Source organism: Janthinobacterium sp. TND4EL3 (assembly GCF_900156175.1).
Taxonomy (GTDB): Bacteria; Pseudomonadota; Gammaproteobacteria; order Burkholderiales; family Burkholderiaceae_D; genus Janthinobacterium.
In genome coordinates, this window is sequence record NZ_FTMV01000010.1 from 13,851 (window position 1) to 35,792 (window position 21,942).

The 21,942-nt window shown below is 62.5% G+C and carries 17 protein-coding genes and 1 pseudogene; 10 read left to right on the forward strand and 8 right to left on the reverse strand.

From position 1 onward, the window contains the following. The first annotated feature begins 50 nt into the window (after window positions 1–50). Genes BXA07_RS16215 through BXA07_RS16225 form a run of 3 tightly spaced genes read left to right on the forward strand, consistent with a single transcriptional unit; the run spans window position 51 to window position 4,074 of the window. Window positions 51–1,748, forward strand: coding sequence for a bifunctional metallophosphatase/5'-nucleotidase (locus BXA07_RS16215; protein ID WP_076568956.1), 1,698 nt, complete (start codon window positions 51–53; stop codon window positions 1,746–1,748). A gap of 17 nt (window positions 1,749–1,765) precedes the next feature. Beyond that, window positions 1,766–2,995: a phospholipase D-like domain-containing protein gene (locus BXA07_RS16220; protein ID WP_076568957.1), complete on the forward strand. Its 1,230-nt coding sequence runs from the start codon at window positions 1,766–1,768 to the stop codon at window positions 2,993–2,995. 8 nt (window positions 2,996–3,003) lie between these two features. After that, complete coding sequence (locus tag BXA07_RS16225) at window positions 3,004–4,074, forward strand: S1/P1 nuclease (RefSeq protein WP_076569199.1); 1,071 nt, start codon at window positions 3,004–3,006, stop codon at window positions 4,072–4,074. Window positions 4,075–4,109: 35 nt separating this feature from the next. On the opposite strand, the gene BXA07_RS16230 is transcribed toward BXA07_RS16225, so the two are convergent. Continuing rightward, window positions 4,110–4,874, reverse strand: coding sequence for a DeoR/GlpR family DNA-binding transcription regulator (locus BXA07_RS16230; RefSeq protein WP_076568958.1), 765 nt, complete (start codon window positions 4,872–4,874; stop codon window positions 4,110–4,112). Window positions 4,875–4,949: 75 nt separating this feature from the next. On the opposite strand from BXA07_RS16230, the pseudogene BXA07_RS31370 reads away from it, so the two are divergent. Continuing rightward, a pseudogene (locus tag BXA07_RS31370) lies at window positions 4,950–5,534 on the forward strand (NUDIX domain-containing protein); the annotation flags it as partial. A gap of 420 nt (window positions 5,535–5,954) precedes the next feature. Here the strand turns inward: BXA07_RS31370 and BXA07_RS16240 are convergent. The 7 genes from BXA07_RS16240 to BXA07_RS16270 all read right to left on the reverse strand — a co-directional run bounded on the left by BXA07_RS16240 (window position 5,955) and on the right by BXA07_RS16270 (window position 14,188). Beyond that, window positions 5,955–6,926: an ABC transporter permease gene (locus tag BXA07_RS16240; protein ID WP_076568960.1), complete on the reverse strand. Its 972-nt coding sequence runs from the start codon at window positions 6,924–6,926 to the stop codon at window positions 5,955–5,957. A gap of 4 nt (window positions 6,927–6,930) precedes the next feature. Then, on the reverse strand, window positions 6,931–8,010 hold the full coding sequence (locus tag BXA07_RS16245; protein ID WP_076568961.1) for an ABC transporter permease: 1,080 nt from the start codon (window positions 8,008–8,010) through the stop codon (window positions 6,931–6,933). Further along, window positions 8,007–9,536: an ABC transporter ATP-binding protein gene (locus tag BXA07_RS16250; protein WP_076568962.1), complete on the reverse strand. Its 1,530-nt coding sequence runs from the start codon at window positions 9,534–9,536 to the stop codon at window positions 8,007–8,009. The genes BXA07_RS16245 and BXA07_RS16250 overlap by 4 nt, the downstream gene beginning before the upstream one ends. Window positions 9,537–9,617: 81 nt before the next feature. Further along, window positions 9,618–10,613 (reverse strand): BMP family lipoprotein, encoded by a 996-nt coding sequence (locus tag BXA07_RS16255; RefSeq protein WP_076568963.1) that lies wholly within the window; start codon window positions 10,611–10,613, stop codon window positions 9,618–9,620. 503 nt (window positions 10,614–11,116) lie between these two features. Continuing rightward, window positions 11,117–12,019 carry a LysR family transcriptional regulator gene (locus tag BXA07_RS16260; RefSeq protein WP_076568964.1) on the reverse strand — a complete coding sequence of 301 codons (903 nt, stop codon included), beginning with the start codon at window positions 12,017–12,019 and terminating at the stop codon, window positions 11,117–11,119. A 78-nt stretch (window positions 12,020–12,097) separates the two neighbouring features. Then, the gene (locus tag BXA07_RS16265) at window positions 12,098–13,027 is read right to left on the reverse strand and encodes a pseudouridine-5'-phosphate glycosidase (protein ID WP_076568965.1); all 930 of its coding nucleotides are present in this window, start codon (window positions 13,025–13,027) and stop codon (window positions 12,098–12,100) included. A 3-nt stretch (window positions 13,028–13,030) separates the two neighbouring features. Then, window positions 13,031–14,188 (reverse strand): carbohydrate kinase, encoded by a 1,158-nt coding sequence (locus tag BXA07_RS16270; protein ID WP_076568966.1) that lies wholly within the window; start codon window positions 14,186–14,188, stop codon window positions 13,031–13,033. 360 nt (window positions 14,189–14,548) lie between these two features. On the opposite strand from BXA07_RS16270, the gene xapA reads away from it, so the two are divergent. From xapA to BXA07_RS16300, 6 genes are all read left to right on the forward strand, one after another. Further along, on the forward strand, window positions 14,549–15,388 hold the full coding sequence (gene xapA / locus BXA07_RS16275; RefSeq protein ID WP_076568967.1) for a xanthosine phosphorylase: 840 nt from the start codon (window positions 14,549–14,551) through the stop codon (window positions 15,386–15,388). Window positions 15,389–15,506: 118 nt separating this feature from the next. Further along, a complete protein-coding gene (locus BXA07_RS16280) occupies window positions 15,507–16,700 on the forward strand; it encodes a phosphopentomutase (RefSeq protein ID WP_076568968.1) in 1,194 nt (397 codons plus the stop codon). Beyond that, window positions 16,697–17,656 carry a deoxyribose-phosphate aldolase gene (gene deoC / locus BXA07_RS16285; RefSeq protein ID WP_034785577.1) on the forward strand — a complete coding sequence of 320 codons (960 nt, stop codon included), beginning with the start codon at window positions 16,697–16,699 and terminating at the stop codon, window positions 17,654–17,656. Before BXA07_RS16280 ends, deoC begins: the two co-directional genes overlap by 4 nt. A 42-nt stretch (window positions 17,657–17,698) precedes the next feature. Further along, the gene (locus tag BXA07_RS16290; protein WP_076568969.1) at window positions 17,699–20,050 is read left to right on the forward strand and encodes an aldehyde dehydrogenase family protein; all 2,352 of its coding nucleotides are present in this window, start codon (window positions 17,699–17,701) and stop codon (window positions 20,048–20,050) included. Window positions 20,051–20,125: 75 nt separating this feature from the next. Continuing rightward, the gene (gene deoA, locus BXA07_RS16295) at window positions 20,126–21,448 is read left to right on the forward strand and encodes a thymidine phosphorylase (RefSeq protein ID WP_076568970.1); all 1,323 of its coding nucleotides are present in this window, start codon (window positions 20,126–20,128) and stop codon (window positions 21,446–21,448) included. Between the two features lie 37 nt (window positions 21,449–21,485). Then, a complete protein-coding gene (locus BXA07_RS16300) occupies window positions 21,486–21,941 on the forward strand; it encodes a cytidine deaminase (protein WP_076568971.1) in 456 nt (151 codons plus the stop codon). Window position 21,942: the final 1 nt, after the last annotated feature.

The following is a 21,942-nucleotide window of genomic DNA, read 5'->3' on the forward strand; positions in this document are numbered from 1 at the left end:
GCCCCCCGGATGAGATAGACTTTTTGAATACTGATCACTATGTGGGGACCATGAAACATCATCTGACACCACTCGCTGCTGCTGCGGCCCTGACCTTGCTGCTGGCCGCCTGCACCACGCCTTTCACGCCTTCCGTGGCGCCCGTCGATATCAATCTGGTCGCCCTGAACGATTTTCACGGCAATCTCGACCGCAGCAAATTCACCTACACGAGCGCTGCCGATACCGGGCGCAAGACGGTGCAGGCGGGCGGTATCGATACCCTGTCCGGCGCGTTGAAGGCGTGGCGGCGCGAAGATGCGCAACTGATTTTTGTCGGCAATGGCGACCTGGTCGGCGCCAGTCCCGCCATGTCGGCGCTGTGGGCGGACGAACCGAGCATCGTGGCCATGAACATGCTGGGCATGAAGGCCAGTTCCGTCGGCAACCACGAATTTGACCAGGGCAAGGCGGAATTGCTGCGCCAGCAGCGCGGCGGCTGCGAATCCGCGCGCGCCGACAAGGCGTGCAAGTTCACGCCCGACTTCAAGGGAGCCAGCTATACCTATATGGCGGCCAATGTGATCGACACGCAAACGGGCAAGTCGCTGCTGCCCGCCTACCGCATCGAAGAGGCGCATGGCGTCAAGGTGGGCCTGATCGGCGCCGTGCTGAAAGATACGCCGTCCGTGGTGACGGCCGCCGGCATTGCCGGCCTGCAGTTTGGCGATGAAGCGGACGCCATCAACGCCACCTTGCCCCAGTTGCGCGCGCAGGGCGTGGGCGTCTTCGTCGTGCTGCTGCACCAGGGCGGCGAGACGGTCGAAGCCGTCGACCAGCCCGATTGCAGCCAGCTGAAGGGCGAAGTGGTCGACGTGGTCAAGCGCCTCGACCCGGCGATTCAATTGGTCATCAGCGGCCATTCACACCAGGGTTATCTGTGCCGCGTCGATGGCCGGCTGGTGACGCAAGCACAGATGGGCGGACACATGTTGACGCGCATCAAGCTCAAGGTCGATCCCGTCAAGAATGCGCTGATCGATGCCAGCGCGCAAAATGTCGTCATGTTGCCAGGCATGTATGAGCCGGACCCGGCCGTGGCTTCTTACCTGGAATCGGTGAAGCAGCGCAGTGCGGCCGAATTGTCGCGTCCCGTGGCCGCCATCGCCGTGCCGAACGTGGGCCGCAGCACCAAGGGCAGCGGCGCTTCCGCGCTGGGTGACCTGGTGGCCGACAGCACCCTGTTCGGCGCGCGCGCCGCCGGCGCGCAAATCGGCCTGATGAACAATGGCGGCATCCGCAAGGACCTGGAAGCGGGCGCCGACCTGATGACGAACGTGGGGCAGAACCAGGCCGTCGTACCGTTCGGCAATACCCTGATCGTCGTCAGCCTGTCCGGTGCGCAAATTCGTGCCCTGCTGGAGCAGCAATGGCCGGGTGCCGAAGCGGAAGAGGGTAATTTGCTGCAAGTGTCCGAAGGTTTTACATATCGCTGGGACAGCACGCGGCCCCAGGGCCAGCGCGTGCTGCCGGGCAGCGTCATGCTCAATGGCAGCCCTATTGACGATAATCAACAATACAGAGTCGCTGCCAACAGTTTCCTCGCCGGTGGCGGCGACCGCTTCACCGTGCTGGCGGCCGGCAAGCGCCGCCTGGACACGGGCGTGCGCGACATCGACGCCTTCAGCGATTACCTGATCGCCCGCGCGCGCGCCGGCAAGCCGGCAGGCAGCGCCACGGCGGCGGGCCGCATCGTGCGCGTCAAATAACTTTACAAGGAAAAACCATGCGTCGTTTATCTGTTTCCCTGCTCGTCACTACCCTGTTCGCGGGCACGGCCCACGCCGATTTCACGATACCCGGCTTTGAGCTGGTGCACACTTCGCCCGCGGAAACGAGCTTGACCAATCCCGACCTGCGCGAGCCTGTCGCCGTGTGGAGCGAGCTGTTCGATTCGGCAAAGAAAGAAATCGTCATCGCCCAGTTCTATGCCGTCAGCAAACCGGGCACGGCCTTTGAAAAGGTGCTGGATAGCCTCACGGCCGCCGGCCAGCGCGGCGTGAAAATCCGCTTCCTGCTGGACCAGAAGGGCGTGGGCCTGTCGGAAGCGGCGACCATCGCCCGCATCAAGGCGATTCCGAACCTGGACTTGCGCCTCATCGACTTCAATAAAATCACGGGCAACGGCATCGTGCATGCGAAGTACCTGGCCGTCGATGGCGAGGTTGCGTATATCGGCAGCCAGAATTTCGACTGGCGCTCGTTCGAGCACATCCATGAGACGGGCTTGAAGATCACGGAGCCGGCCATGGTCAGCCAGGTGCAAGCGATTTTCGAGCAGGATTGGCAAGCCCAGGCGCTGACGTCGCAAGGCAGCCGCGCCACAGTGCTCAACAGCAAAGTCGTACCGGCCAATTACGCGCAAAACGCGTTCCTGCTGGCCAGCCCGAACGCGTATAACCCGGCCGGCGTGGGCGACTCGGAAACGGGCTTGCCCGCCTTGCTGGCGCAAGCGCAAAGCGAAGTGCGCATCCAGCTGCTCGACTATGCACCGCTGTCGTATGGCCCGAACCGCACGCGGCCGTACTACGCCGTGATCGACAACGCCGTGCGCGCGGCCGCCCAGCGCGGCGTGAAAATCAAGCTGATGGTATCCGCCTGGAATACGGAAGCGCCCGCCATCGCCTACCTGAAAAGCCTGGCCCTGGTGCCAAACGTGGAAATCCGCATCGTGACGATTCCCATGGCCTCGACGGGCTTTATTCCATTTGCGCGCGTGATTCACAGCAAGACCATGAGCATCGATGGCAAGCTGGCCTGGGTCGGCACGAGCAACTGGGCGGGCGGCTATTTCGACTTGTCGCGCAACCTGGAAGTGGTGCTGCGCAACGACGCCATGGCGCAGCGCATCGCCGCGCTGCATGAGCAGACGTGGAGCTCGGCGTATGCACAGCCGATCGACATCAACAAGCAGTATCCGAAGCCGGCGAAAGCCACGCCACAGGGCAAGGAATAATGGTGAACATGAAAAAATTACTTTGCGTGCTGGCGCTGGGCGCCGCATTTGCTTCCGGCAATGCGCTGGCCTGGGGCAGTGACGGCCACCGCGCCGTGGGTGCCATCGCCGATCAATTGCTCAAGGGAAGCGCGGCCCAGGCGCATATCGCCCAATTGCTGCTGCCCGGCGAAAGCCTGGAAAAGATCGCCAACTGGCCCGATTGCGTGAAGGGTACGTATTGCGGCCCGCAATCGCCGGAAATGTTGACCTATGTCGCGGCGAACCCCAAGCATGGCGAATACCATTACACGAACGTGCCTTTTCAACATGCGCATTACCACGACCATGGCGTGGGTACGGCCGATGACGATATCGTGCAAACGCTCAAGCAGGCGATCCTGGTATTGCAAGGAAAGGCCGATGCGGCCAGCAATCCGCACGGCTTCAGCCAGCGCGAAGCTTTGATTTTGATCACGCACCTGGTGGGCGATATCCACCAGCCGCTGCATGTGGGCAATGCATTTCTCGGCAAGGATGGCCAGTTCTTCGTGCCCGCCACGCAGGCGCAGATCGACGACGTGGCCATTTTCAATGCGCGCGGCGGCAACGACTTGCTGCTCGACGATGCGAAGATGACGGCCCTGTCGGACGCCGTGATCCCCGCACCGCTGCCCACGGAAGACGGCACGGCCAAGCCTGCCAGCAGCTCTCCGAAGTCGCCCACCAGGCCCTTGCATTCCTACTGGGATACGACCGTGGTCGATTACGCCATGCGGCGTTTGAGCACCCGCACGCCGCAGCAGTTCGCCCGCACCGTGATCGCCAGCGCGCCTGCGGTGAGCGCCAACAGCGGCGACCCCGCCACCTGGCCATATCAGTGGGCCGATGCCTCGCTGGCGGCGTCCAAGATTGCTTTCACGGACGTGGTTGCCGGCCCCGCCACGCAGCAGACCAGCCGCAAGGGCGATGTCTATAATGTGTGGAGCTTGACGGTGCCGGACAATTATCCCGTGCCCAGTTCGGCGCTGGCAAAGCAGCAGCTGACCGAGGCCGGCTATCGCCTCGCTGCCGTATTGCAGGCGGTTTGGCCGCAATAGGAGGGGGAACAAAAGGCGGCCTGCGGGCCGCTTTTTTACGCCAGGATCACGTTGATGCCCATCTTGCGGAAGGGCGCGACCAAGGCATCTTCCACGTCGCGGTGCACGATGATGTCGTTGACCTGGCTCAAGGGCGCGATCTGGAACGGCGAGGCCGTGTTGAACTTTTCCGGCGAGGCCAGCACGATAGTGCGGCTTGACGCCTCGCTCAACGCGCGTTTCACGCACGCTTCTTCATAGTCACCGGTGGTGATGCCCGCTTGCGGATGCAGGCTGGACACGCCCATGAAATACAGGTCGGCGCGGATGCGGCCGATGGCTTCCACGGTCGCCGCGCCGACGCCCACGATCGAGTGCTTGTACAGCCGCCCACCCAGCATCAGCACCTCGATGAACGGGTGATTGACCAGTTCGACGGCAACCGACGGGCCGTGCGTGACGACGGTGGCGCGCAAGTCGCGCGGCAACTGGCGCGCCAGCTGCACGGCGGTCGTGCCGCCGTCGAGAAACACCACTTGCCCCGTCTGTATCATGGCGCCTGCCGCGCGGCCGATGGCGGGCTTGGTTTCGTTTGATATCTGTTCGCGGCCCGCAAACGGTGCCAGCGCGGGCGAGCGGGGCAGCAAGGGCAGGGCACCGCCGTGCACGCGCTCGAGTAATCCTTCTTTCGCCAGCTCGCGCAGGTCGCGCCGTATCGTGTCTTCCGACAAGCCCAAGGCGTCGCTGACGGCCTTGGCGACGATCTGCCCTTCGCGCTGGAGCAAGTCCAGCAGATATTGTTTGCGTTGATGTGTCAGCATGATTTTTCTTGTATTTTCTTGATATTGCACGAGTTTGCATGATAAAGTCGACGAAGGCAAGCACAAGGAGATGACATGCACGAAGACAATTCGAGACAGGAGCGGGTCCGCATCCAGCAGGTGAAAACCCTGTCGCATGACTGGTATCTGCTGCAGAAGACCACGTTCGACTATCTGCGCCGCGATGGCCAGTGGCAGACGCAGACGCGGGAAAGCTATGACCGCGGCGATGGCGCCACCATCCTGCTGTACAACAAAGCCAAGCGCACGGTGATCCTGATCCGCCAGTTCCGCTTTCCCACGTACCGCACTGGCCACGACGGTTTCCTGATCGAGTCGGCGGCCGGCTTGCTGGAAGAGGCCAGCGCCGAGCAGCGCATCCGCGCCGAAGTGGAAGAGGAGACCGGTTACCGGGTGGGGCAGGTGCACAAGATATTCCAGGCTTTCATGAGTCCCGGTTCCGTGACGGAGCGTTTGCATTTCTTCGTTGCCGAATACGATCCGGCCAGCCGCATCGGCGACGGCGGTGGCCTGGCGCACGAGGGGGAAGATATCGAGGTGCTGGAATTGCCCCTGGCGCAAGCGCTGCGGATGGTGGCGGACGGACGCATCTGCGACGGCAAGACCATCATGCTGCTGCAGCATGCGCAGCTGCATTTGATGCCGCGCAAACGGGGCTTGCAAATCCTCATTGCCGGCCCCTACCGCTCGGGCACGGGCGACGATCCGGGCTTGATGGGGCGAAATGTGGCGGCCATGGAAGCCGTCTGCCTGCCCCTGTACGCCAAGGGACACATGCCCGTGCTCGGTGAGTGGCTGGCCCTGCCCATGCTGGCGCTGGCCGGTTCCACGCACGTGGGCGACAGCGTCTACGAGACCCTGTTTCACGCGCACGCGACGCGTTTGCTTACGCACTGCGATGCCGTGCTGCGTATCGGCGGCGCATCGGCAGGGGCAGACCAGATGGTGGACGTGGCGCAGGATCTCGGTTTACCCGTGTATTTCTCGGTGGACGAGATTCCGCAGGCGTAAAAAAAGCGAAGCCCGCGGGCTTCGCTTTTTTGTCAGCGTAGGCTGAAACTAGCGCGATTTTACAAATGGGATACCGATAGCTTTCGGGGCAACAGATTTCGCCATCAGGCCCGCCAGCACGATCACGGTGACGACGTACGGCACCATCTGGATCAAGGAGCCGGGGATGCGGCCCACGACGGGCAAGTCCACGCCTTCAATCTGGATCTGGATGGCGGCGAAGAAACCGAACATCAGGCAGCCGAGGAAGGTGTAGACGGGGCGCCAGTTGCCGAACACCATGGCCGTCAGGGCCAGGTAGCCGGCGCCGGCCGACATGTCGCGCAGGAAGAAGCCGCTTTGCACGATGGCCAGATACGCGCCCGAGAACGAACACAGGATGCCGGCCACCAGCATGGCCAGGTAGCGCGTCGCTTCCACGCTCACGCCGGCCGAGTCGGCCGCATGCGGATTTTCGCCGCAGGCGCGCAGGCGCAGGCCGAAACGCGTGTGGTACAGCAGCCAGTGCACGAGCGGAATCAAGAGGAAGGCCACGTAGACGAGGATGGAATGGCCGCCGATCAGATGGGCATACACCCAGCCGATGAAGGGAATGTGTTCCACGTACTGCGTGCCCGGCAAGACCACGTCGAACAGGCGTGCCGAGCCGAGGTCGGGCGTGCGGCCGCCTTGCTGGAAGAAAAATTGCGCCAGAACAAACGTTAGTCCGCTCATGGCGATGTTGATCGCCATGCCGGCCACCAGCTGGTTGCCCTTTTGCGTGATGCTGACGTACGCCTGCAGCAGGGCCAGGGCGACGCAGACGAGCATGCCGGCAGCCATGCCGTAGTAGGGGTTTTGCGTCGTGTAGGCGACGGCGGCGGAAGCAAACGCGCTGGCCAGGATCTTGCCTTCCAGGCCGATGTCGATCATGCCGCTGCGTTCGGCAAACAGGCCGGCCATGGCGGCAAAGATCAGGACGGGCGCATTGCGCACGGTCGAAACCAGGATGCTGGCGAAATGAAAGTCGTCGAGTGTCATGGTGTTAGCCTTTGTTGCGCTTGAGCAGGGCGGAAATGGCCGGTGCGTAGAAGTTTTCCATGGCGCCGCAGAACAGGATGATCAAGCCCTGGATGAAAATGAAAGTTTCCGTCGGGATATTCGGTTTTTCCAGCGACAAGTCGAAGCCACCCTGGATCAGCGCGCCGAACAGCACTGCCGACAAAAAGATGCCGACCGGATGCTGGCGCCCCATCAGGGCGATGGCAATGCCGATGAAGCCGGCGCCGCCGACGAAGTTGAGCGACAGGTAATGCGTCGAACCCATGATGGAGTTGACGGCGCCCAGGCCCGCCAGCGCACCCGAGATCAGCATGACGACGATGATCATCTTGCTGATCGATACGCCCGCATAGTGGGCCGCGTGCTTGTTCAAGCCCGTGGCGCGCAGCTTGAAGCCCCACGACGAGCGCCAGACCATCACGCCGTAGATCACCAGCGCAGCAATTGCCAACAGGAAACTTACGTTCAGCGGAGTGTCGCCCAACGACGGGAACCAGGTGGACAGGCGCGGCATTTCGCCGCTTTCCGCGAACACGCGGCTGGCCGTATTCTGCTCGCCCGGCGGAATCAGGTACTTCACGATAATGAAGTTCATCAGGCTGGCGGCGATGAAGTTGAACATGATGGTGGTGACGACGATGTGGCTGCCGCGCTTCGCTTGCAGGTAACCGGGCAAGAAGCCCCACAGCGCGCCGAACAGGGCGGCACCGATCATGGCGGCAGGAATCAGCAGCCAGGCGGGCAGTGTTTGGTCGAAGGCCAGCATGGCGGCGGTGAGGCCCAGGCCGCCGATATACATCTGGCCTTCGGAACCGATATTGAACAGCCCGGCCTGCATCGCCACGGAAACCGACAGGCCCGTGAAGATGAAGGTGCTGGCGTAGAACAGCGTGTAGCTCAGGCCTTCCGGATTGAGGATGGCGCTGTGGACGAGGATGGACAGCGATTCGGCCGGGTCTTCGCCCAGCATATAAATCACCAGGGCCGCGACCAGCAAGGCCGACAGCAGGTTTAACATGGGCATGACAAAGGCTGTCGCCCAGCGTGGCAAGTCGTTATTCATGATTTATGCATTCCCCCCATCAGCAGACCGATGCGGGTGGTATCGAATTCTTCAATTTTCAGTTCGCCGGTGATGCGTCCGCCGCACATGACGAGAATGCGGTCGGCCAGCGCCCGCACTTCTTCCAGTTCGACGGATACCAGCAGGATCGCCACGCCCGCGTCGCGCAGGGCCAGCAATTGCGTATGGATGCTTTCGATGGTGCCGATGTCGACGCCGCGCGTGGGCTGGCCCACCAGCATCAGTTTCGGCTTGGCCAGCACTTCGCGCGCGATCACCACCTTTTGCTGGTTACCACCTGACAACAAGCCGATGCGCAGGTCCGGATTGGCCGGGCGCACGTCGAAGGTTTTGAGCAGTTCCGCGCAGCGGGCGCCGATGGCCTTGAAGTTGAACAGGCCCCAGCGGTTCTTCAGGTGATCCTGGTAACCGAGGATGGTGTTTTGCATGACGGAGAAATTTTTCACCACGCCATCGCGCAAGCGGTCTTCCGGAATGTGGGCGATACCCAGTTCGCGGAAGGCCAGCGGCAAGCCGTCGGCATCGTGGCGCTTGGCAAATGGCAAGTCCTTGTCCAGGAAGCGCAGCTTGCCGGACGTCGGCAAGCGCATGCCGGACAGGATTTCCAGCAGCTCGCTCTGGCCATTGCCGGAAACGCCCGCGATGGCGACGATTTCGCCGGCGCGCAAATTGAAACCTATGTCGGCCAGCAATTTGACCTGCTGTGCGTCAGCCAGTTGCAAGCCGTCGACTTCCAGCACCGTGGCACCCGGATTGTACGGTGCACGGGGCAAGTGGCTCTGGATGGGGCGACCGACCATCATGTTGGCCAGCTCCTCTTTCGAGGTGCCGGCCGTCGCCACGGCGCCCACCACCGTGCCGCCGCGCATGACGGTGACGTTATCGGTGATTTCCAGGATCTCTTGCAGCTTGTGCGTGATCAGGATGATGGTCTTGCCTTGCTCCTTGAACAGGCGCAGGATTTCAAACAGCGAGGCCGTTTCCTGGGCCGTCAGCACGGCCGTCGGCTCGTCGAGGATCAGGATATTGGCGCTGCGGTAAATCTGCTTGAGGATTTCCACGCGCTGCTGCGCCCCGACGGACAAATCTTCGATCTTCGCCAGCGGGTCCACGTCAAGGCGGTAGCGCGCGCAAATCTCGCGCAATTTCGCTTCCGCTTCCGTGCGGTGGCTGGCCAGGCGAAAACCGCCTTCCGTGCCCAGCATGATATTGTCGAGGACAGTGAAGTTCTCGACCAGCATGAAGTGCTGGTGCACCATGCCGATGCCGAGATTGATCGCTTCCTGGCTGTTGCGGATAGGCTGTACTTTTCCGTCGAGCAGGATTTCTCCGCCGTCGGCACGGTAATACCCGTACAGGATGCTCATCAAGGTCGATTTGCCGGCGCCGTTCTCTCCCACCAGGCCGTGGATACTGCCCTTGGCGATGGAGAAGCTGACGTCGGCGTTCGCCTTCACATGTCCAAATTGCTTGGAAATGCTGCGAAATTCTACTGCTGGCTGCATAGATTCATAACTGGATAGTTTCATGGAAACGCGCCGCGCGGAGACAGGCCCCGGCGGCGCGCTAAAAGATACGGAGAAAAATTAGACCGGGCAGCTGCTGCCGACGCGGTAATCGATCACTTTGATCTTGCCATCGATAATGTCCTTACGCGCACCCAACACGCGCTTTTCGATTTCCGGCGTGATCAGCTTGCGGTTGTTCGCATCGAGCGCCCAATCCACGCCGCCTTCTTTCAATCCTTTATAGCTGACGCCACCTTTCCAGGTGCCGTTCTTGACTTGCATGAAGCTGTCGTAGACGGTGTTGTCGACGCGCTTGACCATCGAGGTCAGGATGCTGCCTGGATACAAATGGTTCTGGTTCGAATCGACGCCGATGGCCAGCTTGCCTTTTTCCTTGGCCATTTGCAGGGTGCCCATGCCGCTGCCGCCAGCGACGGCGAAGACGACATCGACGCCGCGCTCGAATTGCGAGCGGGCCAGTTCGCCACCTTTGGCCGGGTCATTCCAGGCGCCGGACGTGGTGCCGACCATGTTTTGCGTGATTTCCGCCTTCGGATTGACGGCCTTGACGCCTTGCGCGTAGCCGCAGGCGAAGTTGCGGATCAGGGGAATATCGATGCCGCCGATGAAGCCGACTTTCTTGCTCTTGCTGGCCATGGCCGCAGCCACGCCGACCAGGTAGGAACCTTCTTCTTCCTTGAAGACGACGGAATTGACGTTGCTGCCGGCGGCCTGGCCGTCGATCAGCACGAATTTCACGTTCGGGAATTCCTTGGCGACCTTTTGCACGGCTTGCGTTTGCGCAAAGCCGATGGCGGCGATCATGTCGAGTTTCTTGCGGGCCAGGCCGCGCATGACTTGCTCGGCTTGCGTATCGCTCGATGCCTGCACTTCGATGAAAGAAATGCCCGTGTCTTTTTTGAAGCGCGAAGCGCCTTCGAAAGCGGATTGGTTGAACGACTTGTCGAACTTGCCGCCCGCGTCATACACGACACCCAGTTTTGGGGTAGCCGCGGACGCTTGAGCAGTCAGAAATACGGCTGCGATCGTCAAACTAAATTGTGTAAGTTTCATGAATTGGCTCCTGGAAGATCGATATTGTATATTTTTTATAGGTGAAACATATAATTTGGGGCCGATTTAGCCTGTTTTTGATGCACGAGGTGATAATTCCTTATCAACATTGCACTGTATTGCACAAGATCATTGCTGGCCTCGCGTGCTTTCATGTCGACAGTGTGATGCTCATGCAACAGTCGCGCCCCGTCTCTTTTATAGGTACAACATCGAATGGGGCTGCCGGAGTGGGCCGGGATGCGCCGTCAGGGGACGGGCAGGGCAGGCACGGAACCGGCGCCGCGATGGGCGTCCGAATCACTATGCATCATGCCAGATATGTATGACAAATACGTTTTTGTTTATGTATTTATATGTAGCGCATATAAATAGGTTTTAAGAACGCATAACAAAACCGTAGCGAGCGGCAGTGAGTTGTGGTCGAGAAGCGGAGCTGTGCGCATGCACAGTGAGCATCGGAGGCCGCGACCCGCGACGCGCAGTAGGTTTTGTTCGCGTTCTCAGGCTGATGGGGGATTGATGATGTTCAGGAAAGCCCGCACGACGGGAGCGTCATCGAGCGTCGTGTAGCTGATGTACAGATTGGCCGACGGCGGATTCGTCTTGATCGGCAGAAACACGACGCCGGGCCAGCCGATGCGGCTCGTCGTTTCCGGCACCAGGGTCACGCCCAGGCCTGCGCCCACCATGGCCAGCAGGGTTTGCGGCTCGCTCGCTTCCTGGAAGATCACGGGTTCGAAACCGGCGTTGATGCAGCATTGCACCAGGTAGCGGGGAAACGCGGATTTGTCGAGGTTCAGGGTCAGCATCGGCTCGTGGGCGATGTCGATCAGCTCGATGGCCGTGTTTTTTGCCAGCGGATGGTGTTCATTGACGGCCACGCAGACGTTTTCGCGGAAGCACAGTTCCTGGCGCAGGTTGTCGTGGCGCAAGTCGTCGTCATTGAGTTTCGGTTCGCGCCAGAAACCGACGTCGATCTGCTTGGCGCGCAGTGCTTCGTATTGCACCGTGGGGCCGTATTCATGGATGGTCCAGCTGACGCGGGGAAATTTGGTCTGGAATTCTTCCAGCAGGCTGGGGATGGGGCCCCACATGGCCGAGCCGACGATGCCCACGCGCAAGCGGCCTACTTCGCCCCGGTCGATCTGGCGGATGGTGTCGATGGTCATGCGCATCTTGGCCAGCAGCTCGGCTGCCTCGTTCATCAGCGCCTTGCCCGCCACGGTCAGCTCGAAGGTGCGCGTGGTGCGCGCAAACAGGCGTACGCCCAGTTCGCTTTCCAGTTTCATGATCTGCTGGCTCAGGGGCGGCTGCGAGATATGCAGGCGCTCGGCGGCGCGGCTGAAGCTTTTCTCCTCGGCAACGGCAAGAAAATACTTTAACTGTTTCAGATCGATGGACATGCTTTCCTTGCATTACCTGATGCTAAACGGGAACGGCGCGCGAGCCCGAAGGCCGCGCGCTTTTTTACAGCAGTCCTATTATCGTGCCACGACCGCCTGCATGGCAATGGCTAGCGCGGTGCCGACTTGCGCATTGTGCTTGACGAGGGCGATATTCGTCGCCAGGCTGCGGCCGTCCGTCAGCTGCTTGATGCGCGACAAGAGGAATGGCGTGACTTGCTTGCCCTTCACGCCGCCCGCGTCTGCTTCCTGCAAGGCTTGCGTGGTGATCGCATCGATTTCTTCCTTGGGCATCGCTTGCGCGGCCGGCACGGGGTTGCTGACGATCACGCCGCCTTTCAGGCCCAGTTGCCATTTCGTGCCGATGAAGGCGGCCTGCTCGGCGGCCGTGTCGAGGCGGAAATCGGCCTTGAAGCCGCTTTCGCGCGTGAAGAAGGCGGGGAAACCTTCCTGGCCCACGCTGATGACGGGCACGCCATGGGTTTCCAGGTATTCCAGGGTCAGGCCGATGTCGAGGATGGACTTGACGCCCGCGCAGACGACGGCCACGGACGTGTGCGCCAATTCCTGCAAGTCGGCCGAAATGTCGAAGCTCGTTTCCGCGCCGCGGTGCACGCCGCCGATACCGCCCGTGACGAACACGGCAATGCCTGCCATTTCCGCGCAGATCATGGTGGCGGCCACGGTGGTGGCACCCAGTTTGCGCTGCGACAAGACGAACGGCAGGTCGCGGCGGCTGACCTTCATGGCGTCGGGCGAGGTGCCCAGCAATTCCAGCTGCTCCGGCGACAGGCCCACGCAGATCTTGCCGCCGATGATGGCGATGGTGGCCGGCACGGCGCCGCCATCGCGGATGATCTGTTCCACTTCGCGCGCCATTTCCACGTTTTGCGGATACGGCATGCCGTGCGAAATGATGGTCGATTCCAGCGCCACGATGGCCTTGCCGGCGGCGCGCGCGTCGAGCACTTCTTGCGAGAACGAGAGGAAGTTATTGAGTTGCGTCATGTGTCAATCCTGTTGAAAGAGGGTAGGGGGAGGGGGCGCCAGGTCGGCGTCGTCAATGTCGTCGAGGGCGCCGGCCGAAATCAGGGGCGAGACGGTGGCAGCCGACTCCAGGGTCATGGCCGCCAGCTTCAGGCCGCGCCGGCATGCCAGTTTCAAATCGCTGCTGTCGTGGTACAGCGACCAGCAGACGGCGGCGGAAAACGCGTCGCCGGCGCCCGTCACGTCGACGGCGTCCACTTCGCGCGCGGCCAGGTGCTCGACAGGCGCGTCTACGCCGTCGCCATCCGTGAAGTACACGCCTTCGCCGCCGCAGGTGACGATCACCTGGCGCGCGCCCTGCCGCTGCACTTCACGGCAGGCGGCGCGCACCTCGAATGCCGTGGGCAAGGCCCGCGCCACGCGCGTTTCCAGCTCGCCCCGGTTGAGGATCAGCAGATGCAAGCCCGTCAGGTCTTGCGGCAGGTGCGCCATCTTTGGCTGCGAGACGGCGACGATGACGAGCGGCGTCGCGCGGGCCGCGTCCTGGCGCGCGTCGGCCAGCAGTGCCTGCACGCTGTCGTGGCCCAGGTTCAGGTCGCAGACGGTCAGGGCGGCGGCCGCGCGCTGCGGCTGGCGGCTGTGCAAAAAGGCCGGTGTCAGCTGTTCGTACAGCTGCATGTTGGCCATCGCCAGCAGCATTTCGCCATGTTCGTCGAGCACGGCCGTGTAGGTGCCGCTGCTGGTATTGCTCAAATGCAAGCTACCGCGCATGTCGATGCCCGCGTCTTCCGCGTGCGTCTGCAGCGCGTGGCCGGCCGCATCGTCGCCCAGCGCCGTCAGCAGGGCCACGGGAATCGACAATCGGGCCAGGTTTTCCGCGATGTTGCGGCCCACGCCGCCAAACACTTCTTCCGAACGCACGGGATTCGAGGTACCCATCTGCAGGGTGGCCAGGGTGCGCATCTTGCGGTCGAGGTTGGCGGCGCCTATGCACAGCACGGGGCGGCTGTCGGGCAGCACGTAGGCGCGTCCCAGCAGGCGCCGCTCGCGGATCAATCCGGCGATGTGGCCGGCGACGGCCGAGCGCGACAAGCCCAGCTCGCTCGCCAGGTCTTGCTGCGAGATGAAGGGGTTGTTGCGGATCAGCGCATATAGCTGGTCTTTTTTATTGGTATCGGTCACAAGTTTTCACTGAAGGGTTAAACATTTGTTCGTGACTTTAAACATTTGTCTTTGCGATGTCAAGCCGGTGTCAAGCAGGGTTAAAAAACCTTCGTATGGAGCTTGTATGCATGGATTTCCCGGGCATGGCTGGCCTGGGCTAGCCTCGACTATAATATCGGCCATTTATATTTGAATTGTATAAATGGGCAAGAAAAATGGTATTTGCCATACATATTCCGTTTGATGCATAGTGGCGGCAAATAGAGGCAATAGCATCTGGATAGTCCAGCAACACCCATACATACCCGATACCTGGGCTGCGGCACCTTGCCGCCGCGCAGGCAGCAACCATCATCATTAGTCATTACGAGGATAACCATGTCGAACAACGCCCCTTTCCACGCCGCCGAAATCATCCGTGCCCGCGCTCCTGAAAATTTCAAGCCGCGCGTGGCGATGATCCTCGGCTCCGGCCTGGGCGTGTTGGCCGAGCAGATGACGGACGCCGTCAGCATCAGCTTTGACGAATTGCCAGGTTTCCCGATCAGCACCGTGCACGGCCATGCCGGCGAACTGGTGGTCGGTACCCTGTCTGGCGTCGCCGTCGTCTGCATGAAGGGCCGTGGCCATTTCTATGAAGGCTATGGCATGGGCGTGATGACGAGCGCCATCCGCACCTTGAAACTGCTGGGCTGCGAAATGCTGTTCGTCACCAACGCCGCCGGTTCCCTGCGCCCAGAAGTGGATGCCGGCAGCCTGGTCGCCATCAGCGACCATATCAACCTGCTGCCAGGCACGCCGATGGTCGGCCCGAACGACGATCGCTTCGGCCCGCGCTTCTTCAGCATGGCCAACGCCTACGATGCGGATCTGCGCCAGCTGGTCAAGGACACGGCAGCCTCGAATGGCATCACCCTGCACGAAGGCGTGTTCGTCGCCTACCCAGGCCCGAACTTCGAGACGGCCGCCGAAATCCGCATGATGGCCCGCTTGGGCGCCGACACGGTCGGCATGTCCGTGGTGCCGGAAGTGGTGTCGGCCCGTCATTGCGACCTGAAAGTGGTGGGCGTGTCCGTCATCACCAACCTGGCCGAAGGCATGTCGCCATTCGCCCTGTCGCACGAACAAACCCTGAAATACGCGGCCATCGGCGCAAAAGACCTGGTCAAGCTGATCCTGGCATTCCTGGCGACCGTATCGGCTACGCCGCAAGCCTAAGCACTTTTTTACGCAGTAGCGGCGCGCCGGCCACCGGCGCTGCCGCGCGGCAGGCCGCGAAAGACCGGCCTACACTGTCCGCATCATCTTTGCATCACTCCATAAAGCGAGCCTTATCATGTCACGCGCATTTATCCTCCTGCTTGATTCCTTCGGCCTTGGCGCGACGCCAGACGCCGCCAAGTATGGCGACGCAGGTGCCAATACCTTTGGCCACATTGCCAGCACTGTCGCCAAAAGCGGCAAGACCTTGAAACTCCCGAACATGGAACGCCTGGGCTTGGGCGCCGCCGCCCACCTGGCCAGCGGCGAATGGGCCACGGGCTTCGACCAGCGCGACGGTTTTACCGGTGCCTACGGCGCGGCGCGCGAGCGCTCCACCGGCAAGGACACGCAGAGCGGCCACTGGGAAATCGCCGGCGTGCCCGTCGAATTCGACTGGGGATATTTTCCCCGCACCACGCCGTCGTTCCCGGCCGACCTGACCGACAAGCTGAAAGCCCTGTCCGGCGTGCCGGGCTTCCTCGGCGATTGCCATGCCTCGGGCACGGACATCATCAACAAGCATGGCGACGAGCACGTCGCCACCGGCAAGCTGATTATCTATACCTCTGGAGACTCGGTGATGCAGATCGCCGCGCACGAAGAATCGTTCGGCCTCGAACGCCTGTACGAAGTGTGCGAAATGGCCTTCAAGCTGGTCGAGCCGTACAACATCGGCCGCGTCATCGCCCGCCCGTTCACGGGCAGCAATGGCAATTACACGCGCACGTCCAACCGCCACGACTATGCGGTGGCGCCGCCAGCGCCGACCCTGCTCGACCACGTGAAGAACGCAGGCGGCGAAGTCGTCGGCCTGGGCAAGATCAGCGACATTTTCGCCACCCAGGGCATTTCCAGAGTCGTGAAGGGCGTCGACAACATGGCGCTGTTCGAAGCGCTGCTGAAGACGGCCGATGAAGTGCAGGACAAGTCGCTCACTTTCGTGAACTTCGTCGATTTCGACCAGGCGTTCGGCCACCGCCGCAACGTCGAAGGCTATGCCGACGCGCTGCGCGAAATGGATGGTCGCCTGCCGGAATTCATGGCCAAGCTCAAGGAAGGCGACCTGGTCGTGATCACCGCCGACCATGGCTGCGACCCCACCTGGCACGGCTCCGACCACACCCGCGAACACATTCCGATGATCTTCTTCGGTCCCGGCGTCGCCCCGCGCGCACTGGGCATTTCCGAGACGTTCTCCGATATTGGCCAAACCCTCGCCAAGCACCTTGGCGTACCACCACTTGCTAATGGAACCAGCTTGTTATGACACTCATGCACCCCGAATTCAAGCGTAACGAGGCCGTTGGCCTCGACCTGGGCTGGATCAACCAGATCCGCGTCAACCGCGCCGCGACGGACCGCCGCGCGGCCAGCCTGGCGAACCGCCGTACGGTGAAAAAGGAATACCAGGCCGCCTGGCTGGTGAAAGCCATCCAGATGATCGACCTGACCACCCTGGGCGGCGACGATACGCCGGGCCGCGTGGAACGCCTGTGCATGAAGGCCATGCGCCCGCTGCGCGCCGACCTGATGGACGCGCTGGGCTTGACGCAGCTGAGCACCGGCGCCGTGTGCGTGTACCACGAGATGATTCAACCTGCCGTGAAAGTCATCCAGGGCCGCCTGCCCATCGCCGCCGTATCGACGGGTTTCCCGGCCGGCCTGACGAGCATGGAAACGAAGCTGCGCGAAATCGAACTCTCGGTCGCCGCCGGCGCTTCCGAGATCGATATCGTCATCACGCGCCAGCACGTCCTGAACGGCAACTGGCAAGTGCTGTACGACGAAATGCTGGCTTATCGCAAGGCGTGCGGCGAAGCGCACGTGAAGGCGATTCTCGCCACGGGCGACTTGCTGACCATGGAAAACGTGGCCAAGGCGTCGTGGGTGTGCATGATGGCGGGCGCCGATTTCATCAAGACCTCCACCGGCAAGGAAGGCGTGAACGCCACCATCCCCGTGGCCCTGACGATGGTGCGCACGATCCGCGAATACCACGAGCAGACGGGTTTCCAGGTGGGCTTCAAGCCGGCCGGCGGCGTCAGCTCGGCCAAGAGCGCGCTGCAATACCTGACCCTGATGAAGGAAGAACTGGGCAATGAATGGCTGCAGCCGCACCTGTTCCGCATCGGCGCTTCCAGCCTGCTGACCGACATCGAGCGCCAGCTCGAGCACTACGTCACCGGCAGCTACTCGGCCAATCATCGTCACGCACAACCTTAAAGAACAATCGTCATGCCTACAATTAACGAGATTCTCACTACTATGGACTACGGCCCTGCTCCCGAAAGTCAAAAAGAAGCGCAGGCGTGGCTCGACGGCCACCAGCGCACATTCGGCCTGTTCATCGACAACGCCTGGAGCGAGCCGGCCGAGCTGTTCGCCTCGACCAATCCTGCCGACGGCACGCAGCTGGCCGAGCTGACGCAAGCCGCCGATGCGGACGTGGAACGGGCCGTGGACGCGGCGCGCCGCGCGTTGCCGGTCTGGCAAGGCATGGGCGGCCATGGCCGCGCGAAAGTCATGTACGCGCTGGCCCGCTTACTGCAAAAGCATGCACGCCTGTTCGCCGTGCTCGAAACCCTGGACAACGGCAAGACCATCCGCGAAACGCGCGATATCGACCTGCCGCTGGCCGCGCGCCATTTCTACCATCACGCCGGCTGGGCGCAGCTGCAATCGGAAGAATTCGCCGACTACCGCGCCGTGGGCGTGGTGGGCCAGATCGTGCCGTGGAATTTCCCCCTGCTGATGCTGTCGTGGAAAATCGCCCCGGCCCTGGCGGCCGGTAACACGGTCGTCTTCAAGCCGGCCGAATTCACGTCGCTGACCGCCATGCTGTTCGCCGAATTGTGCGTGCAGGCGGGCGTGCCGGCCGGCGTGGTCAATATCGTCACCGGCGACGGCCGCGTGGGTTCGGCCATCGTCAACCATCCTGGCGTCGACAAGATCGCCTTTACGGGTTCGACCGAAGTAGGCCGTTTGATCCGCGTAGCGACGGCCGGCAGCGGCAAGAAGCTGTCCCTCGAATTGGGCGGCAAGTCGCCGTTCATCGTCTTCGAAGACGCGGACCTGGACGGTGCCGTGGAAGGCCTGGTCGATTCGATCTGGTTCAACCAGGGACAAGTGTGCTGCGCCGGCTCGCGCCTGCTGGTACAGGAATCGGTCCAGGAGCGCTTCCTGAACAAGGTGCGCGCCCGCATGGAAAACCTGCGCCTCGGTTCGCCCCTGGACAAATCAATGGACGTGGGCGCGCTGGTCGATCCCGTGCAGCGCCAGCGCATCGCCGCGCTCGTCGATTCGGCCAAGGCCGAAGGCTGCGACGTGTGGCAGCCGGCATGCGAATTGCCGGCTGACGGTTCGTGGTTCCCGCCGACCCTGATCACGGGCGCGTCGACCTCGGCTGCCGTGGCACAGGCTGAAATCTTCGGCCCCGTGCTGGTGGCCATGAGCTTCCGCACGCCGCCTGAAGCGGTGCAGTTGGCGAACAACACGGTGTACGGCCTGGCCGCCAGCGTGTGGACCGAGTCGATCAGCCTGGCCCTCGATATCGCGCCCGCCATCAAGGCTGGCGTGGTGTGGATCAACAGCGCCAACCAGTTCGATGCCGCCTGCGGCTTCGGCGGCTACCGCGAATCGGGCTTTGGGCGCGAAGGCGGCCGCGAAGGCATGCTGGAGTACATGACGGCCCTGGCCGAAGATGCGCGTCCGGCCCTGCCGGTGGTGGAAGCGAAAGCCAAGGCCAACGCGAAGCCGGCGGCAGCCGACCCCTTCGCCATCGACCGCACGGCCAAGATGTACATCGGCGGCAAGCAGGCACGCCCTGACAGCGCCTACAGCGCGCCCGTGTTCGGCGCCAACGGCGCCCTGCTGGCCGAAGTGGGCGTGGGCAGCCGCAAGGATATCCGCAACGCCGTCGAAGCGGCCCATAAGGCGTCCGGCTGGACCAGCGCCACGGCGCACAACCGCGCGCAAGTGCTGTACTACATCGCCGAAAACCTGGCAGCGCGCGCCGACGAATTCGCCGCCCGCATCGCCGCCATGACGGGCAGTAAGAATCCCGAGAAGGAAGTGCAGGCATCGATCGAACGCCTGTTCTACTATGCCGCCTGGGCCGACAAATACGACGGCCTGGCGCACCAGCCGCCCACCAAGGGCATCACCGTGGCGCTCAATGAAGCGGTCGGCGTGATCGGCATCGTCTGCCCGAATGAAGCGCCTTTGCTCGGCTTCATCTCGCTGGTGGCGCCGGCCATCGCGCTGGGCAACCGCGTGGTGGTGGTGCCGTCGGAAGCGCATCCGCTGTCCGCGCTGGACCTGTACCAGGTGTTCGACACGTCCGACCTGCCTGGCGGCGTCGTCAACATCATCAGCGGCAACGCCGATGAACTGGCGCGCACGCTGGCCACGCACGCCGACATCGACGCCGTCTGGCGCCATGACGGCTCCGCCGACGGTTGCGCGGAAGTCGAGCGCCTGTCGGCTGGCACCCTGAAGCGCACCTGGGTCGGCGGCGCGAAGGGCCGCGACTGGTACAGCGCCGCCCAAAGCGGCGGCCGTGCCGTGCTGGCGCATGCGTCGCAAGTGAAAAACGTGTGGATTCCTTACGGCGTCTGATTGACAACTGGAGTTGCAAAGCTGGGGTCAGAACCGTAGGGACTGACCCCAGTCTATTATGATCGGAGTTAATTCATGTTTTTAACCCAGGAAATCATCCGCAAGAAGCGCGACAAGGGCGTCCTGAGCGCCGAGGAAATCCAGTTTTTCGTGCGCGGCATCACTGACGGCAGCGTCAGCGAAGGACAGATCGCGGCGCTAGGCATGGCCGTCTATTTCAACGACATGAACATGGACGAGCGCGTGGCGTTCACCCTGGCCATGCGCGATTCCGGCCAGGTGCTGGACTGGCGCTCGCTGAACCTGCCGGGTCCCATCGTCGACAAGCATTCGACGGGCGGCGTGGGCGACGTGGTTTCCCTGCTGCTGGGCCCCATGGTCGCCGCGTGCGGCGGCTACGTGCCGATGATCTCGGGCCGCGGCCTGGGCCACACGGGCGGCACGCTGGACAAGTTCGACGCCATTCCAGGCTATTGCACGGTGCCGGACAATGCTCTGTTCCGTAAAGTCGTCAAGGACGTTGGCGTGGCCATCATCGGCCAGACGGCGCAGCTGGCGCCGGCCGACAAGCGCTTCTATAGCATCCGAGACGTCACCGCCACGGTGGAATCGGTGGCCATGATCACCGGTTCCATCCTGTCGAAGAAACTGTCGGCGGGCCTGGATGCGCTGGTGATGGACGTGAAAGTGGGCACGGGCGCCTTCATGCCGACCTACGACAAGTCGGTGGAACTGGCCGAGAGCATCGTCGCCGTGGGCAATGGAGCGGGCATGCAGACGTCGGCGATTCTGACGGACATGAACGAGTCGCTGGCGCCGTACGCCGGCAATGCGCTGGAAGTGCGCGGCGCCATGGATTACCTGACGGGCCGTTCGCGTCCCGCACGCCTGCATGAAGTGACCCTGGCGCTGTGCGCCGAGATGCTGGTGCTGGGAGGCCTGGCCGCCACCGAAGAGGAAGCGCGCGTGAAACTGATCGCGGCCCTCGATTCGGGCGCGGCGGCCGAGCGCTTTGCGCGCATGGTGTCCGCCCTGGGCGGCCCGGCCGATCTGGTCGAGCATCCTGATAAACACCTGGAACAGGCGCCGTTCGTCGTGCCGGCGCCGGCGTTGTCGGCCGGCTTTGCCAACGTGCGCGATTGCCGCGCCATCGGCCTGGCCGTGGTGGCTCTGGGCGGTGGCCGCCGCCGTCCGACGGACAGCATCGATTTCGCCGTCGGTCTGACAGACCTCGTGGGCCTGGGCGAGCAGGTGGCCGTTGGCCAGCCGCTGGCCATGGTCCACGCGCGCACGGAAGCGGCGGCACAGCAAGCCGTCAGGGAAATCCAGCAAGCGTATGACATCAGCACCGTGGCGCTGGCGGCTAATCCGGTGATTTACCGTACCATTCGTCAATAACTATTTTTAGCTCCAAAGCAGGGGCTGGGGTCGTACCATGAGGGTACGGCCCCGGCCTTTGCGGGTTTTACAGGTAAATAATCAAATGAACAACCAAGAACTGATCGCCGAAGCCAATGCGGGCCGCGAACTGGCCTACGCGCCATACTCGCGTTTCAAGGTGGGCGCGGCGCTGCTGTGCAAGGATGGCCGCGTTTTCCGTGGCTGTAACGTGGAAAACGCCGCCTATGGGCTGTGCAACTGCGCCGAACGCACGGCGTTTTTCAGCGCCATCGCGCATGGCTGCAAGCCGGGCGACTTCGCCAAACTGGCCGTCACGGGCGACACGGCGGAACCGATTTCGCCATGCGGCGCCTGCCGACAGGTGATCTTCGAGATGGGCGGCGCCGACCTGCCCGTGATCCTGACGAACCTGAAAAACGATGTCATGGAAGTGACGGCGGGCTGGCTGCTGCCGCACGGCTTCGGCAATTCCGACCTGGACATGAAGTAAC

Bases quoted from the DNA above. Each gene is read 5' to 3' on its own strand.
- BXA07_RS16290 (WP_076568969.1), top strand. From the start codon at position 17,699: ATGGACTACGGCCCTGCTCCCGAAAGTCAAAAAGAAGCGCAGGCGTGG.
- BXA07_RS16250 (WP_076568962.1), bottom strand. From the start codon at position 9,536: ATGCAGCCAGCAGTAGAATTTCGCAGCATTTCCAAGCAATTTGGACAT.
- BXA07_RS16220 (WP_076568957.1), top strand. From the start codon at position 1,766: ATGCGTCGTTTATCTGTTTCCCTGCTCGTCACTACCCTGTTCGCGGGC.
- xapA (WP_076568967.1), top strand. From the start codon at position 14,549: ATGTCGAACAACGCCCCTTTCCACGCCGCCGAAATCATCCGTGCCCGC.
- BXA07_RS16225 (WP_076569199.1), top strand. From the start codon at position 3,004: ATGAAAAAATTACTTTGCGTGCTGGCGCTGGGCGCCGCATTTGCTTCC.
- deoC (WP_034785577.1), top strand. From the start codon at position 16,697: ATGACACTCATGCACCCCGAATTCAAGCGTAACGAGGCCGTTGGCCTC.
- BXA07_RS16255 (WP_076568963.1), bottom strand. From the start codon at position 10,613: ATGAAACTTACACAATTTAGTTTGACGATCGCAGCCGTATTTCTGACT.
- BXA07_RS16240 (WP_076568960.1), bottom strand. From the start codon at position 6,926: ATGACACTCGACGACTTTCATTTCGCCAGCATCCTGGTTTCGACCGTG.
- BXA07_RS16260 (WP_076568964.1), bottom strand. From the start codon at position 12,019: ATGTCCATCGATCTGAAACAGTTAAAGTATTTTCTTGCCGTTGCCGAG.
- BXA07_RS16265 (WP_076568965.1), bottom strand. From the start codon at position 13,027: ATGACGCAACTCAATAACTTCCTCTCGTTCTCGCAAGAAGTGCTCGAC.
- BXA07_RS16280 (WP_076568968.1), top strand. From the start codon at position 15,507: ATGTCACGCGCATTTATCCTCCTGCTTGATTCCTTCGGCCTTGGCGCG.
- BXA07_RS16245 (WP_076568961.1), bottom strand. From the start codon at position 8,010: ATGAATAACGACTTGCCACGCTGGGCGACAGCCTTTGTCATGCCCATG.
- BXA07_RS16215 (WP_076568956.1), top strand. From the start codon at position 51: ATGAAACATCATCTGACACCACTCGCTGCTGCTGCGGCCCTGACCTTG.
- BXA07_RS16230 (WP_076568958.1), bottom strand. From the start codon at position 4,874: ATGCTGACACATCAACGCAAACAATATCTGCTGGACTTGCTCCAGCGC.
- deoA (WP_076568970.1), top strand. From the start codon at position 20,126: ATGTTTTTAACCCAGGAAATCATCCGCAAGAAGCGCGACAAGGGCGTC.
- BXA07_RS16300 (WP_076568971.1), top strand. From the start codon at position 21,486: ATGAGGGTACGGCCCCGGCCTTTGCGGGTTTTACAGGTAAATAATCAA.